The sequence below is a fragment of the Gemmatimonas sp. genome (assembly GCF_027531815.1).
Taxonomy (GTDB): Bacteria; Gemmatimonadota; Gemmatimonadetes; order Gemmatimonadales; family Gemmatimonadaceae; genus Gemmatimonas.
The window spans coordinates 462,660-476,759 of sequence record NZ_JAPZSK010000004.1; the positions used below are offsets into that span (position 1 = coordinate 462,660).

13 protein-coding genes are annotated in these 14,100 nt (G+C 66.5%); 7 read left to right on the forward strand and 6 right to left on the reverse strand.

What is annotated here, in order from left to right:
* Window positions 1-162 precede the first annotated feature (162 nt).
* Window positions 163-1,311 carry a glycosyltransferase gene (locus O9271_RS05795; RefSeq protein ID WP_298267022.1) on the forward strand — a complete coding sequence of 383 codons (1,149 nt, stop codon included), beginning with the start codon at window positions 163-165 and terminating at the stop codon, window positions 1,309-1,311.
* A gap of 31 nt (window positions 1,312-1,342) precedes the next feature.
* Here O9271_RS05795 and O9271_RS05800 read toward each other — a convergent pair whose 3' ends face one another.
* Together O9271_RS05800 and O9271_RS05805 are read right to left on the reverse strand one after the other, a co-directional pair.
* Window positions 1,343-2,764, reverse strand: a complete 1,422-nt coding sequence (locus O9271_RS05800; RefSeq protein ID WP_298267026.1) for an exosortase C-terminal domain/associated protein EpsI — start codon at window positions 2,762-2,764, stop codon at window positions 1,343-1,345.
* A 149-nt stretch (window positions 2,765-2,913) separates the two neighbouring features.
* Window positions 2,914-4,089, reverse strand: a complete 1,176-nt coding sequence (locus O9271_RS05805; RefSeq protein WP_298267028.1) for a DegT/DnrJ/EryC1/StrS family aminotransferase — start codon at window positions 4,087-4,089, stop codon at window positions 2,914-2,916.
* 108 nt (window positions 4,090-4,197) lie between these two features.
* On the opposite strand from O9271_RS05805, the gene O9271_RS05810 reads away from it, so the two are divergent.
* Window positions 4,198-5,382: a glycosyltransferase gene (locus tag O9271_RS05810; protein WP_298267030.1), complete on the forward strand. Its 1,185-nt coding sequence runs from the start codon at window positions 4,198-4,200 to the stop codon at window positions 5,380-5,382.
* A 6-nt stretch (window positions 5,383-5,388) separates the two neighbouring features.
* On the opposite strand, the gene O9271_RS05815 is transcribed toward O9271_RS05810, so the two are convergent.
* The 4 genes from O9271_RS05815 to O9271_RS05830 are packed head-to-tail and all read right to left on the reverse strand — an operon-like array spanning window position 5,389 to window position 9,220.
* Window positions 5,389-6,354 carry a glycosyltransferase gene (locus O9271_RS05815; protein ID WP_298267033.1) on the reverse strand — a complete coding sequence of 322 codons (966 nt, stop codon included), beginning with the start codon at window positions 6,352-6,354 and terminating at the stop codon, window positions 5,389-5,391.
* A gap of 25 nt (window positions 6,355-6,379) precedes the next feature.
* Window positions 6,380-7,333, reverse strand: coding sequence for a glycosyltransferase (locus O9271_RS05820; RefSeq protein ID WP_298267036.1), 954 nt, complete (start codon window positions 7,331-7,333; stop codon window positions 6,380-6,382).
* Window positions 7,333-7,749 (reverse strand): WxcM-like domain-containing protein, encoded by a 417-nt coding sequence (locus O9271_RS05825; RefSeq protein ID WP_298267039.1) that lies wholly within the window; start codon window positions 7,747-7,749, stop codon window positions 7,333-7,335. The genes O9271_RS05820 and O9271_RS05825 overlap by 1 nt, the downstream gene beginning before the upstream one ends.
* A 19-nt stretch (window positions 7,750-7,768) precedes the next feature.
* Complete coding sequence (locus O9271_RS05830; protein ID WP_298267041.1) at window positions 7,769-9,220, reverse strand: oligosaccharide flippase family protein; 1,452 nt, start codon at window positions 9,218-9,220, stop codon at window positions 7,769-7,771.
* A gap of 256 nt (window positions 9,221-9,476) precedes the next feature.
* Here O9271_RS05830 and O9271_RS05835 point away from each other — a divergent pair, with 256 nt between their 5' ends.
* The 5 genes from O9271_RS05835 to rfbB are packed head-to-tail and all read left to right on the forward strand — an operon-like array spanning window position 9,477 to window position 14,081.
* Entirely contained in the window at window positions 9,477-10,601 is a 1,125-nt protein-coding gene (locus O9271_RS05835) for a DegT/DnrJ/EryC1/StrS family aminotransferase (RefSeq protein ID WP_298267043.1), read from the forward strand.
* Window positions 10,602-10,629: 28 nt separating this feature from the next.
* On the forward strand, window positions 10,630-11,508 hold the full coding sequence (gene rfbA / locus O9271_RS05840) for a glucose-1-phosphate thymidylyltransferase RfbA (RefSeq protein ID WP_298267045.1): 879 nt from the start codon (window positions 10,630-10,632) through the stop codon (window positions 11,506-11,508).
* Window positions 11,505-12,053, forward strand: coding sequence for a dTDP-4-dehydrorhamnose 3,5-epimerase (gene rfbC, locus O9271_RS05845; RefSeq protein WP_298267047.1), 549 nt, complete (start codon window positions 11,505-11,507; stop codon window positions 12,051-12,053). Before rfbA ends, rfbC begins: the two co-directional genes overlap by 4 nt.
* Window positions 12,050-12,958, forward strand: coding sequence for a dTDP-4-dehydrorhamnose reductase (rfbD, locus tag O9271_RS05850; RefSeq protein WP_298267050.1), 909 nt, complete (start codon window positions 12,050-12,052; stop codon window positions 12,956-12,958). The genes rfbC and rfbD overlap by 4 nt, the downstream gene beginning before the upstream one ends.
* Window positions 12,951-14,081, forward strand: coding sequence for a dTDP-glucose 4,6-dehydratase (gene rfbB, locus O9271_RS05855; protein WP_298267052.1), 1,131 nt, complete (start codon window positions 12,951-12,953; stop codon window positions 14,079-14,081). Before rfbD ends, rfbB begins: the two co-directional genes overlap by 8 nt.
* Window positions 14,082-14,100 lie beyond the last annotated feature (19 nt).

A 14,100-nucleotide genomic window follows, 5' to 3' on the forward strand; every position in this document is an offset into this window, starting at 1 on the left:
GGGATCGCATGGCGGTGGAGATGTCGTTTAGAATAGCAGCGTATCTCCGCACAGGCAGAGAAACGTTCACGGGCGATCATGTCAGGACCGGATTCCATCACATCAGCTGAGGCGGCTCGTGGGCCGCAGGACCCGGAGGCACCGACAGGCGCGCAGCCGCCGGTGATCGTCATCGCTGACGATTGGGGGCGCCATGTATCGACGACCCAGCACCTCTTCCGTCGCATCGTGCGCTCCCACGACGTGATCTGGGTGAACAGTTTTGGTCACCGAAGGCCGCAACTGACCTGGTACGACTTCCGCCGGGCACTGTCGAAGGTCGCGAAGATGTTGTCGGCGCGGAAGGCGCCGCCCACTGACGGGGAGGGCCCGCGCCTGATCATCAATCCGCGCGCCCTGCCATGGCACAACGTCGATTGGGTCAGGCGCTGGAACCGGGGCGTCGTTCTCGCCGACGTGGAGCGGGCGCTTGCCGCCGTCGCGCCGGGACGCACGCCCATTTTCGTTACCGCCACGCCGCTCGGTGCCGATCTCGTCGGTGCCTTCGGCGAGCGCGCCGCCGTGTACCTCTGTCTCGACGACTACGACCAGTTGCCGGGCGTCGAGCGCAACCTGCTCGTACCGTACGAGGCGCGACTGCTCGCGCGGGTGGACGCCACGATCGCCACGGCGGAAAGCCTGACACACAGCAAGCGCCCCGCGTCGGGCCGCACGCTGCATCTCCCGCAAGGCGTGAACTACGCCCACTTCGCGACCGCACGGGAAGTGCCGACGGAGCTGGCCGCCCTGCCGCGACCCATCATCGGCTTTGCTGGTGGCGTGGGACCGGTGATCGACCGCGGGCTGCTCCAGGCCGTTCGCAATCGTTTTCCCTTGGCGTCCATCGTGCTGGTCGGGATGCATCAGGAGGAGATCGATCCGGCCGCCTGGCCCGACGGCACGCACTTCCTCGGTGCCCGCAGCTACGATGTCCTGCCGGCGTACGTGCAGGCGTTCGACGTGGGGCTGGTGCCATATGTCCACAACGCGCACACGGCCGCCGTCGACCCGTTGAAGGTGCTCGAATACCTGGCGGCGGGGATTCCGGTGGTGTCCACCGGCCTGCGCGAGGTGAAAAAGTACGCCACCGTGGTCGAGATCGCAGACGGTGGTGAGGCATTCGCCGACGGTGTGGCACGGGCCCTGAACGCTCGAACCCCCGCGGATCGGGCCGCGCGGCAGGCCGTGGCGGCACAGCACACCTGGGAGCGGCGGGTGCAAACGTTCCTCAGCTATATCGACGACCTGCCGTCTCGACGGTCGCCCGGGTAACGCAGATCGCCTCCCGCGCCGCCTCGGATGATTACGGCCGCGTGAGCACCGCCTGCAACGATCGCGCCGCATCGGCGCAGTCCCGTGGCCCACACGGGGTGCTGATGGCGACGAACTCCGACGGCGGGCTGCCGGTGATCCCGGCAGGAATCTCGAGCAGCTTGGCCTTCATCGATTGCGTGGTGCTGACCCCCGCCACCCGGTACCAATACCACACCAGCCGGACCCCGTCCCTGTGGCGCACGATGGCCTGACGAACAAGTCGCATAGGAAGCGTGGAGAACGCGGTGACTTGGTCGGTCAGCACCTCCACGCTGTCACCGAGATGGCGGTCCGTTCCGATGAGTTCGCCACCCTGCCGCTGGTCCGTGAAGATGACCCGGTCGATCTGTATGGGTGTCGCGCCGTCGCGCACGAGCGCCTGCAGGTGTCGCTGACCGGAAATCGCGCTCGGCGTCCACTGGCCGGGCCGCGCCGTTGTCGGCGCGTTCGCCAGGGCAACGGTCGGGAACTCCGGGAGCGTCGCAGGCGCGGCCGCTCGCGGTCTGGCCTGTAACGCCAACGCCAGCGCCGGTCCGGTCAGGCAGGCGAGCGATGCGCCGGCGACCACCCGCCAGTCCACGTGGCCGATCGGCGACGGCACGACGCGCTCGTGCGGCGCGTGGGGCCAGCGCTGCTCCGCTCTGGCGGCGATCCACAGCCAAAGGGGCTGCACCGCCGCAAAGATCACCCAGCCGTACCAGCCATGGTCGTTGATCAGGGGGTGCTGCATGTTGGTCCAGTGACCTACAAGGATGAGCCCGAATACGCGGAGCCAGTTCGTCACCAGGGACAGCAGCACCGCCGACAGCACGATCACGACGGCGGCCTGTCGAGAGGTGCGCATGAGGCTCACGTACATGGCGGCCAGGCTGATGCTGGCGGCGAAGAAGGCCGACCCCGCGCAGCCGTCGGCCACCTCGAATAGCCCTTCCGGGATCCGAATGAAGGTACCCGTGATTTCGGCCTTGAGTCCCCAGGCGGCCAGCAGCAGGGCATTCGCCGATACCGTGACCGACTGGAGGAGCGGCACGAATGCCGTCAGCAACGGAACGGCGAGGAGCAGCATAACCGCGGCCGCGGCCACCACCGGACGTGCCCCGCGCCCGAACACCGCCAGCGCCCAGCTCGCAAGGATGAGCGGCAACATGGTCTGGTGCACGATCTGCAGCAACGCGATCTGGCCAAGCAACCAGCCCAGCGACAGGGCGAGGGCGACACCGACCATCGCCCACCACGGACAGACGCGCCGGGCGATCTCATGACGCCTCGACCACACCAGCCAGAAGCCGTAGGGCGCGATCAGGAAGCCATGCGAGTAGAAGTCGTTCCACGCAACGAACAGGCTGCGCCACGTCGAGGCGAACCCAGCGGCAACCACGGTGAAGACCAGAACGACAATGGGAACGGGCATGCGCTACACGATTAGGGGAGACGCGTCCTCCGAGCAGCGCGAGGCGCTGAGCGGTGCCTCGCTGGCCGGTGGCGGACGCTCACGGACAGAGACGGCAGGGGTCGCGAGGCGGTCACATCGGTGACGCACCCGCGAGGCCGTGCATTGGCCTACGGCTGCTTCGAGAGCACCCGCACAATGTGGCGAAGGTCCTGCTCGCGAACATGCCGGTGGGTCGGGAGCGTGTGCGTGAAGGCCGCCAGCTGACGGGCGCCCGGCATGTCGCGGCGTCCCAATATGCGCGCGGCGATTTGTTGATACGCATCCAGCGGGCGCGGGTACGAACGCACGACCCCCAGTCGGTGCAACTGCGCCGCCCGCCCGGGATCGACGAGCACCGGAACGCGCAGCGCACCGGACAGCGATGACGGATGCGGCGCCGGCAGCGATACCTCGCGACACCCCTCGAGCGCGTCCAGATACTGCCGCTCGTGGCGGCGGCGGGCCTCGGCAGCCCGTGCCGACTGCTGGATGGCGGTGGCGAGCAGCGCCAGCGCACTCCGACTGATGGGCGTCGGCGGTGCGGGGGCGTGGTAGCGCGTTTCGCCGAGTCCGAGCGCCGGTATGCCGGCGGGAATGCCGTACAGCGTCGGATGCGACAGCAGCTGCGTAATCACGGTGGTGACGGCATGGCGCAGTTCCCCCAGCCGCCCCGGCGCACGCGCATCGACCGGCAGGGGGTCGTCCACTGGTGGCGTGGGGCCCAGCAGGATGCCACCGCCGCCAGCATTGTACCCCTTACCGCGACCGAGGCTCAGAATGGACCAGTCGGCCAGATTGCCGGCGCACACGCCGTTCCAGCAGGCGTCGGCTCCCTGCGCCGCGTCTTCGATGACGATGGCGCCGGTCTCAGCGGCGAGTGCACGCGCCGTATCGAGATTGGCCGTGCGTCCATACGCGTGAATGACCACCACATGGCTCGCGCCACCCGCGAGCGCTTCAGTCAGCGACGCGAAATCTGGCTGGAGCGTATCGGGCTCCACGTCGTAGAGCAGGATGTGGGCGTTGGCGGCAATGGCCGCTGTCCCGAGATCGGGGCAGCCGTAGGCCGGGAGCGCGACCACGGGTTGGTGCGCTCGCCCTGGCGCGGCGCTTGCCGAGATCGCCATCGCCAGCGCCGAGGTGCCGCTGTCGGTCAGGGTGATGGAGCGATCGGGAAAGCGCGCCTCCAGCACCGCTCTGGCGTCCGCGTCCAGCTGTTGCCGGTCGCGCCAGGCCGCACCGAGCGACGCCAGCAGGGCCGTCAGAGGGAGTGGGAAGTGAACCGGGGGCAGGTGGCGTGTCACGGCGCAGGCAAAGGGTTGAGGCGGTCTGCAAGTTGCTCGCACTATCCCCGTGCGTCCATGCTTACAGCTGGGTCATGTGTCTTTTCTGTGCGCAAGCGGAGGGGAGCGGTGGAAGGGTTTGGGTGGTTTCTGGTGGCGCTGCCGATGGTCCTGGGCGGGTACGCCTTCGTGGTGTACCCCCTGCTGGTGAGCCTTTGGGCGCGCCTGCGTCCGTTGTACACCCTGCCTCCGGAGCCGGCCGAGTGGCCGCTCGTCACCATCCTCATCGTCGCCTACAACGAGGAGCGGCGATTGCGGCGCACGCTCGAGAAAGCCCTCGAAACGGAGTATCCTTCCGACAAGCTCGATGTACTGGTCGTCTCCGACGCGTCGACCGACGGAACCGATACGCTGGTGCGTGAATTCGGCGACGCGCGCGTACGTCTGCTGCGCATGCCGGAGCGCAAGGGCAAGGCGGCCGGTGAGAACGCGTCGTCAGCGCACTTGCGTGGCGACATCGTGGTCTCCATCGATGCGTCGATCCTCATCCCGCCTGGCTCGCTCAAGCCGCTCGTGCGTGCGTTGCTCGACCCGGCGGTGGGACTTGCGTCCGGTCGCGATATCAGCATCGGCGACGAAACCCGTGAGGGGAACAAGGCGGAGTCGTCGTACGTCGGCCTCGAAATGCAACTGCGCGCCATGGAAACGCGCGTGCATAGCATCGTGGGGGCCAGTGGCTGCTTCTATGCGGCGCGTCGCCACCTGCATCAGGTGCAGCTGCCGGAGGAACTCGCGCGCGATTTCGCGGCGGCCAGCGTGGCGCGCGCCCACGGCTATCGGGCGGTGTCGGTGGACGAGGCGACCTGTCTCGTCCCCCGGACGCCCACGCTCAAGGCGGAATTGCGACGCAAGAGCCGCACGATGGGCCGCGGACTCGACACCTTGCTGTTCCTGCGGGGCATGATGAACCCCTTCCGCTACGGTAGCTACGCGTGGATGATGGCATCGCACAAGCTGGTGCGGTGGATGCTGTTCCCGGCTTTTCTGGGATGGATCATCGGGCCGTTATTCCTTCTCGAGCGCGCGCCGTGGGCGCTGCTGCTGACCGCCGGGATGCTGGTGGGGCTGTTTCTCGCCAGACTGGTGCTCACGTGGCCCGACGATCGCAAGCTGCCGAAGCTGGTAGCGTTTCCTGGCTATGTCTTCATCAGCATCGTGGCCGGCTGGAAGGCGTGGCTGCATCTGCTCAAACAGGAAAAGAGCGCGATGTGGGAGCCTACCCAGCGACCGGTCGCCGAGGCCCCACTGGCCTGACAGGCGTCAGTGGCCGACTGGCTTGATGCCGCGGACCCGACGCTTGGCGGCGACAAGACCGCGACGCAGCACCGGCGGCAGTACCGCCAACCCGAGCAGCAGCAACGCCCGCAGCGACGGGGCGAGGCGGAGTGACTCCCAGGCGTGCGTCATGGCGGCGCGCGCATCGGTATCGAGTGCTGCGCGGGCCAACTCCCGCAGTTGTACGGGGCGTTCCGCGTCCATCTTGCGGCGATAGCTCGCGGGATAGGCCTCAGGCGCGCGCCGCATGAGGTCGTGCAGTGCGAAGAAGCCATGCAGCATGGCCATTCCGTCCTTGTGACTGTTGCTCTCGTGCACCACCCACTTGATCAGGGGGCGCTGGACGAAAACGAGTGCACCGTACTTGAGCACGCGCAGGAAGCAGCCGGTGTCCTCCCAGCGTCGGGTACGCACGTCGAACGCGCCGGCCTGCACGAGCACGTCACGACGGACCATCGACGCACTCGGCATGAGAAACCACCCCGTCATCGCGAGCTCGTCGAAGGCTCGGCGATGCAGGACCATGTCGCCGTCCCGCTCGTCGATGGTGAGCCGATCATAATGCACGACGCCTCGGGACGCGTAGGACGGGATGAGCACCTCCCCACTCGGAGAGACCGCGGCGCAATCGGCGGCAATCAGCACCGCCTCGGGGAAACGGAGTGCCGCCTGCCACTGCAGCTCCAGCTTGTTCGCGACCCACATGTCGTCGTGATCGAGAAACGCCACCCACGGCTGCGTGGCGGCGGCGATGCCGGCATTGCGCGCCGCCCCGATGCCCCCGTTCGCCTGGCGCACGACGGTGACGCCACAGCGCTCGGCCACGGCGGCCGAGTCGTCCGTGGACCCGTCGTCCACGACGATGATCTCGGACGGCTGGACCGTTTGCGCGTGTACGGAGGCAATGGTATCGGCGAGGAAGCGCGCACCGTTGTACGTGGGAATGACCACGGAGATCGCGGCCGTCGGGCCGGTGCTAGACTCCCGCAAGGTCTCGCACCCGTTCGACCCACATGCGCGGCAGCCCCAGGCTGGCCGTCATGCTCACAGCCACGTGGCGCGGACTGCGATACCACCGAAGGCCTTTCCGCAGCAGCAGGCGGTCGGACTCCGCACGAAGGAACAGCTTCAGCGCGTTCTCGAAATGCACGGCGCGCCAGAAACGGCGGCCAGATTCGTGAACAACGGGGAATGTCAGGACCTTCTCGGCCATCAGACAGTGCGTGTGCGCCAGTCGCGCGCTGGTGACCGCGTCGGGAGACTCGAACAGCGTCCGCGCGAGCGATCCGTCCACGATTCGGTATCGAGCCAGACTCTCGGGCACGAACGCGAACGGACCGAGATTTGCCAGTCGCAACCACATGTCCCAGTCCTCGTACATCAGGCGCGAATCAAAGGCGCCAGCCGCATCGAGTGCCGCCTTGCGCATGAGAACGGTGGGGGCCGGAATGAAGTTGCCCACGGCGAGATCATTCAGCAGGGCGCCGCTCCGCGGGACGAACCCCGGCCGATGCATGGCGATGAAGCTGCACCCCAGATCGCGCGATGCGGCATCCATGCAGGCCGCATCGCTGAACGCCATGGTCGCATGCGCCGGGGCGTCGTCGAGCGCTGCAACGAGACGTTCCAGGAGGACGGGCTGCCACACATCATCGGTCGCCACGCGTATCACCAGGGCGCCGCGTGTGACCGCTAGTGCCGCGTTGAGCGCGCCCGCGACCCCTTGGTTGGTCTCCAGCGCCAGCACCCGTGTCTCCGGCCGACAGCGCGCTACCCACTCGCGAATGCGCTGGACCGAATCATCCGTGGATGCATCATCGACAATGATCAGTTCGAAGTCGCGAAACGTTTGCGCCTCGACGGAATCGAGACATTCGACGAGAAAGCGCGCATGGTTGAAGCACTGCGCGATGACGCTGACTCGAGGCATCAGCGAGCTGGCTCGTCGAAGGTCTCCGCATCGCGGACATAATGCTGCTGCGCGGTCGCGAAGTCGTGGCTGGCGATCACCAGATACAGCGAGTCGTCGCGCAGGACCTCGATGTCGATCCATGTACCCGGTGGGAACACGGCAAGGTGCGCAGGATCATCGAGGACCGTGACGTCCGTGGCGCCGGCATACCGGGCAATAACGCGGACTGCACCGCGAAGGCAGGCAATCGCTTCGTGGACGATCGTATTGGCATGCCCCGCGCGTCGGTCTCCGCGGTGGATATCGTCCACCCAGAACACGCGGACGGCGTCGAACGGCAAGGCCGCAATCATGTCGAGCGACAGCAAACAGCCTTGCCGTTCGGGGGTACGGTGCACCGGAAGGTGAATGTGCTGCACAAAGGCGTCGGACATTGCAGGATCTGCAATAGGATCAGGTCGAGGGAACAGCGGGCGGACTCTTTCGCAGTTTCTTCACAAGCCAATTACGGGCGTCGGCGACGACACCCGACGGGGTGAACCATAGCGCCGCGCCCGTCACGATCGCACCGGCCGCTGTCAAAATCAACAGAGTAAGCATCGGCCCAAGTTTCCCGGGGAGGAGCAGGCGGAGCGGCAGCAGGACGCCGGTCATGGCGGCGGAGGCCAGCGCAGCGGGCCGCAGGAAGCCGAAGAACTGCCACCAATTGGTTTCGGATACCACGAGGGCCCCCTGTACCGTAGGTAGGGCCACGACGAGCACCACCAGGACCGACGCGGCGGCCGCACCGGTCAGGCCGGCGAGCTTGATTCCGGCGAAGTACGCCACCGCGGCAACGGGTACCGCAAGTACACTGGCCAGCGATGTCTGGCGCAACTTGTTCGTCATTTGGCACACCTGCGTGGCGATCATGGAGGCGGTCCAGATCATCACGGAGACGCACAACCACCGCGTTGCCGGGACGGCATCCGTCCACTGGTCACCCAAGATGATCGGCACCGCGAGATCTGCCGTCAGGATGAGACCAGTCAGCGGCACAGCCACGGCAAGAAAGGTCGCCTCCGTGAGACTGCCGAACAGCATGCGTAGGCGTGACAGGTCGTCTCGTGCCGCCACCAGATGCCCCGGAGCGACCGATGTCACCACCGTCACCAGCTTCTCGATCGGGACGTAGGCCAGGGTGCGGGCAGCGGAAAGACTGCCCGCGGCGCCGGCGCCCAGCATGCGCCCCAGCAGCCACAGATCGAGGTTCCGATAGGTCTGCCACGCGAGAGACCCCATGAGGACCAGACGCGCGCGTCCGAACACGCCTACCGGAACGCCGCGCGGATCGAAATCCGGGCGAACAGGGCGAACGCGCCAGAGCATGATGGTGTTGACGATGGAACCGGCGAGCTGTCCGAGTGCGAGAGACCAGAACCCGAATCCTGCAATCGCCAGAGACAGCACGGAGATCGTCTGCACCAGGGAGCGCACCAGATCACAGGTGGCGATCTGGGGGTACTTGAGCTCGCGCGACGCCAATGCGCCGGGTACGACGCGGGCGAAGTCCGCGACCGTCACGAACGACAGCACGATGGCCACGCCGGCCACGGCGTCGTTGCGGAAGAACAGGGCGGCCGCGGGGCCAAGCCCCGCGAGTGCTACGCCCGCAACGAGGCCAATGGTTATTGCCAGACCATGCAGTTTGCGGTGCACGGCCCGGGGCAGTTCGTCGCCCAGAACGATTGCCCCCGCGAGTCCGAAATCAGCGAGCACCGAAATCCAGACCGCGACCGTCCCGGCGAGTCCGGCAATGCCGTAATCCTCTCGTGACAGCAGTCGGACAAGGAACAGCGTCGACGCCCAGCTGAGCAGCTGGGCCGTCCATCGCAGGACGGCCGTCCACGCGAGTCCGGCGCGCATGCTTGTGGGTTGAGTCACCGGTCTTCGGCCCGGACGCGGCGCCCCGGCGTGGAGGGCGTCGGCGCCCCGTCTGTGGACATCATCGGGAAAGTGGAATCCGTGGCGTAGCCAACGCGGAGGATTGACGCCGTATGCAGCACGGGAATTCATTGAGGATAACGGCGCAGGCGCCGGGGCGCCCACGGTTGCGTCGAACATGCGGCACCCGTCTACCTGACGACTGCCGTGTTCCCCTGACAACAACAAACATCTATCCATGGCCGCTACGGGACAGCCGACCATCGAGGTGCCCTTTTACGACCTCTCGGCCCTGCACCGGCAGATCCGTCCGGAGCTGGACGCGGCCTATCGTGACGTGCTCGATGAGGGCCAGCTCATCCTTGGGGCGCATCTCGCACGATTTGAGCAGGCATTCGCCCGCTACTGTGAGGTGCCGGCGTGTGTCGGGGTTGCCAATGGGCTCGACGCGCTACAGCTCATTCTGGAGGCATTCGGCATCGGCCACGGCGACGAAGTGTTGGTCCCGGGCTGCACCTTCATTGCCACGTGGCTGGCCGTCACGCGCGTGGGCGGCACGCCGGTTCCGGTCGACGTGCACCCCCAGAGCTGCAACATGGACCCCGCAAAGGTTCGCGACGCCGTGACCCCCCGTACACGGGCCATCATTGCGGTGCATCTCTACGGCCAGCCGGCGGACATGACGGCGCTGCGCACCCTCGCCGACGAGTACGGGCTCCGGCTCATCGAGGATGCCGCGCAGGCACACGGGGCCCGGTGGGCGGGGCGCCGCGTGGGTGGGCTCGGGCACGCTGCAGCGTTCAGCTTCTACCCCGGAAAGAACCTTGGCGCGCTGGGCGACGGCGGCGCCGTCACGACGAACGATCCGGCTCTGGCCGAGTCCATTCGTCGTCTTCGCAACTACGGCGCGCAGGTCAAGTACCAACATGAGTCGGTCGGCGCCAACTCTCGACTCGACGAGCTGCAGGCGGCGTTCCTGCACGTAAAGCTGCCTTACCTCGACGGATGGAACGCTCGGCGCGCGCATATCGCCGAGCGCTACCGTCAGGCGCTGGCAACGACGCCGCTGATGCTCCCCTGGGTTGCTCCCGACGCGGATCCGGTTTGGCATCTGTACGTGGTACGGCATCCCGAGCGCGACCGCTTGCGCGCGGCATTGACGGACGCCGGGATCGAGACGAGTGTGCATTATCCACGCAATCCCGGCGACCAGGCCGCCTACGCGCATCTCCCCATCGATCGCGCACGGCTTCCGGTGGCCCAAACGTTGCCGAATGAACTGCTTAGTTTGCCGATATCACCCGTCATGACCGACGACCAGGTGGCAACGGTGATTGGCGCTCTCCAGGCCGTGTTGTACTGACCGCCCGTTCATCGCCCAGGACTTTCCAATGACTCGTGGTATCATTCTCGCCGGCGGCTCCGGTACCCGTCTATATCCCGTTACCCGGGCTGTCAGCAAGCAGCTGCTGCCGGTGTACGACAAACCGATGATCTACTATCCGCTGTCGACCATCATGCTGGCCGGCATCCGGGAGATTCTGATCATCACCACGCCGCGGGACTCCGCTGCCTTTCGTGATCTCCTGGGGGACGGGTCCCAGTGGGGGCTGAGTATAGCGTACGCCACCCAGCCGCAGCCGAATGGGCTGGCGGAGGCGTTCCGCATTGGGCGGCCGTTCGTTGAGGGGCACCGTTCGTGCCTGGTGCTCGGGGACAACCTGTTCTACGGCCATACACTCGCGACATCGGTCCAGCGGGCCGCCGCCCAGCCTCACGGTGCGACCGTCTTTGCCTATCGCGTGGCCACACCGCAGGCGTACGGTGTGGTCGAGTTCGATGCGGCGGGGAAGGCCATCTCGATCGAAGAGAAGCCGGCGCATCCCAAATCGAATTACGCGGTCACCGGCCTCTACTTTTACGACGAGACGGTGGTGGATATTGCTGCCGACCTCAAGCCGTCGGCGAGGGGCGAGCTTGAAATCACCGACGTGAACGCGGAGTACCTGCGCCGGGGGTTGCTGACGGTGGAGATGCTCGGCCGTGGCAGCGCCTGGCTGGATACCGGCACCCATGAATCGCTGGTGCAGGCCGGGCAGTTCGTGCAAACGGTCGAGCGGCGGCAAGGGCTCAAGATCTCGGCGCCCGAGGAAGTCGCTTTCCGCATGGGCTTCATCGATTGCTCCCAGTTGCTGCGCCTGGCGGATGGCCTCGGCAAGAGCGACTACGGCACCTACCTGCGCCAACTCGCCGAAGATCACACGAAATGATTCACTGCCAGCCCACCGCACTCCCCGGCGTGGTCGTCGTCGAAGCCTCGGTCCATCGTGATGACCGCGGGTTCTTCCTCGAACTGTTCCACGCGGAGAGCTTCGCCGAGGCTGGGCTTCCGTCGACCTTTGCGCAGAGTAATCACAGTCGTTCGGTCCGCGGGACCCTGCGTGGGTTGCACTATCAGCTCGAGCAACCGCAGGGCAAGCTCGTGCGACCGTTGTCCGGGTGCATCTTCGACGTGGTGGTCGATGTTCGACGCAGTTCACCCCACTTCGGGCAGTGGGTCGGCGTGACGCTCGACGCCGGTGATGGGCGCGCCGTGTATGTGCCCCCGGGCTTCGCGCACGGTTTTCTCGTGCAGAGCGATGTCGCCGACCTGTGGTACCAGTGCACGACCACCTACCATCACGCGTCCGATCGCTCGCTCGTCTGGAACGACCCGGACATCGCTATCGCGTGGCCGCTGCACGGTCAGGTCCCGCTGCTCTCCGCGAAGGACGCCAGTGCGCCCACGATCCGCACGGCCACCGTGTACCCGTGAGCGACTCCCGTCCGTTCCACGTCCTGCTACTCGGTGGGTCTGGACAGGTTGGCCGGGCCATCCAGCACCTCATGCCCCGCCATTGGGTGGTCGAGGCGCCGTCCTCCCGTGAGGTTTCGCTCTGCGATCCCGTTGCGCTCGAGGCGCATGTCGAGCGGCGGGCACCCGCACTGATCGTGAACTGTGCCGCCTATACTCGGGTAGACGATGCCGAGACCGACGAGGGCGCGGCCGCGCTCGTGAACCGGGAGGCGCCGGCGGCGATGGCGCGGGCCAGCAGCCGCTGCGGCGCGCGTCTCGTGCACCTGTCCACCGACTACGTCTTCGACGGAACGGCGGCCCCGTACCAGGCGGACGCCCGCACGGCGCCATTGAATGCCTACGGAAGAACGAAGCGCGACGGGGAGGTGCTGGTGCTGAAGCACGCCGCGGGGGCCTCAATCATTCGGACTGCCTGGGTGCACTCCGGGTCTGGCACCAGTTTCGTGGCGACCGCCACGCGCCTGCTGGCTCGCGGGACGTCCATGAAGGTCGTGGACGACCAGATCGGCACTCCCACGGCCGCCGAGACCGTGGCGGAAGCTGTCATCCGAGTGGCGGCTGATCCGGAGATCACGGGTATTCAGCATGTGACCGATACTGGCGTGGCGTCGTGGTACGACGTCGCGTGTTGCGTGGCTGATGCGCTGCGGAGGACGGGCCATTTACCCATCGGTGCCGAGGTCACGGCCGTCTCAAGTGAGGCCTTCCCTCGACCCGCGAAACGTCCCCGCCTTTCCATTCTGGATACGCACGCGACGCGTGATCGTCTACGCTGGGAACCGCCTCACTGGCGTCACGGTGTCATCCGCTCAACCGAGCAATGCCTGTCGCTCCTGCACAGCGATCGGAGTCCGCATGTCTGAAGTCGAAAGTCGCGCCCCGAAGCGCCTCCTCATCACTGGTGGCGCCGGCTTCATTGGCGGCAACTTCGTGCATCATTGGGTGGCGGCGCACCCGAACGATCGAGTAGTGGTGCTCGACGCACTGACCTACGCCGGTAATCGCGCCACCATCGCGTCGCTGATCGACACGCAGCAGATCGAATTCGTGCACGGCGACATTGCTGACGCCTCCCTCGTGTCCTCGCTGCTGGCCAGTCACGCCATCGACACCGTCGTGCACTTCGCCGCAGAATCGCACGTGGATCGTTCGATCGCCGATCCGGCCGCGTTCATCCGCACCAACGTGGTTGGCACCCTCACCCTGCTCAGCGCGTGTCGACAGGCGTGGCAACAGCAGGGCGTCTGGCGCGAAGGCGTGCGTTTTCATCACGTCTCCACCGACGAAGTCTACGGAACGCTCGGACCGGACGACGCCGCCTTCACGGAGCGTACACCCTACGCCCCCAACTCGCCGTATGCCGCCAGCAAGGCGGGTTCGGATCACCTCGTGCGCGCCTGGATCCATACCTACGGCATGCCGGCCACCATCAGCAACTGCTCGAACAACTACGGGCCGTTTCACTTCCCGGAGAAGCTGATTCCGCTGATGATCGTGAACGCGCTGCACGGGAAGCCGCTTCCGGTATACGGCGATGGCCTGCAGGTGCGCGACTGGCTCTTCGTGGAAGACCACTGCCGCGCCATCGCGCTCATGCTGGAGTCGGCCCTGGCCGGCGAGACGTACAACGTGGGTGGACGGGCCGAGCACGTGAACATCGAGATCGTGAAGTGGGTGTGTCAGCTGCTCGACACCCGCTTTGCGGCTGACGCCGACCTGGCACAGCGCTTTCCCGATTGTCCGGCTGCCATGGGCTCATCGTGCGCGTCGCTCATCACGCACGTGACCGATCGCCCCGGCCACGATCGCCGGTACGCCATCGATCCCACCAAGATCGCCACGACGCTGCGCTTCGAACCCACCGAGTCCCTACCGTCCGGCCTCGCCCGTACCGTGGACTGGTACCTGGCGAACGAGGCGTGGTGGCGCGGCGTGATGGACGGCAGTTATCGCCAGTGGATGCAGGACCAATACCAGATGACGTAACCTGCGCCGCCCGCAGCCT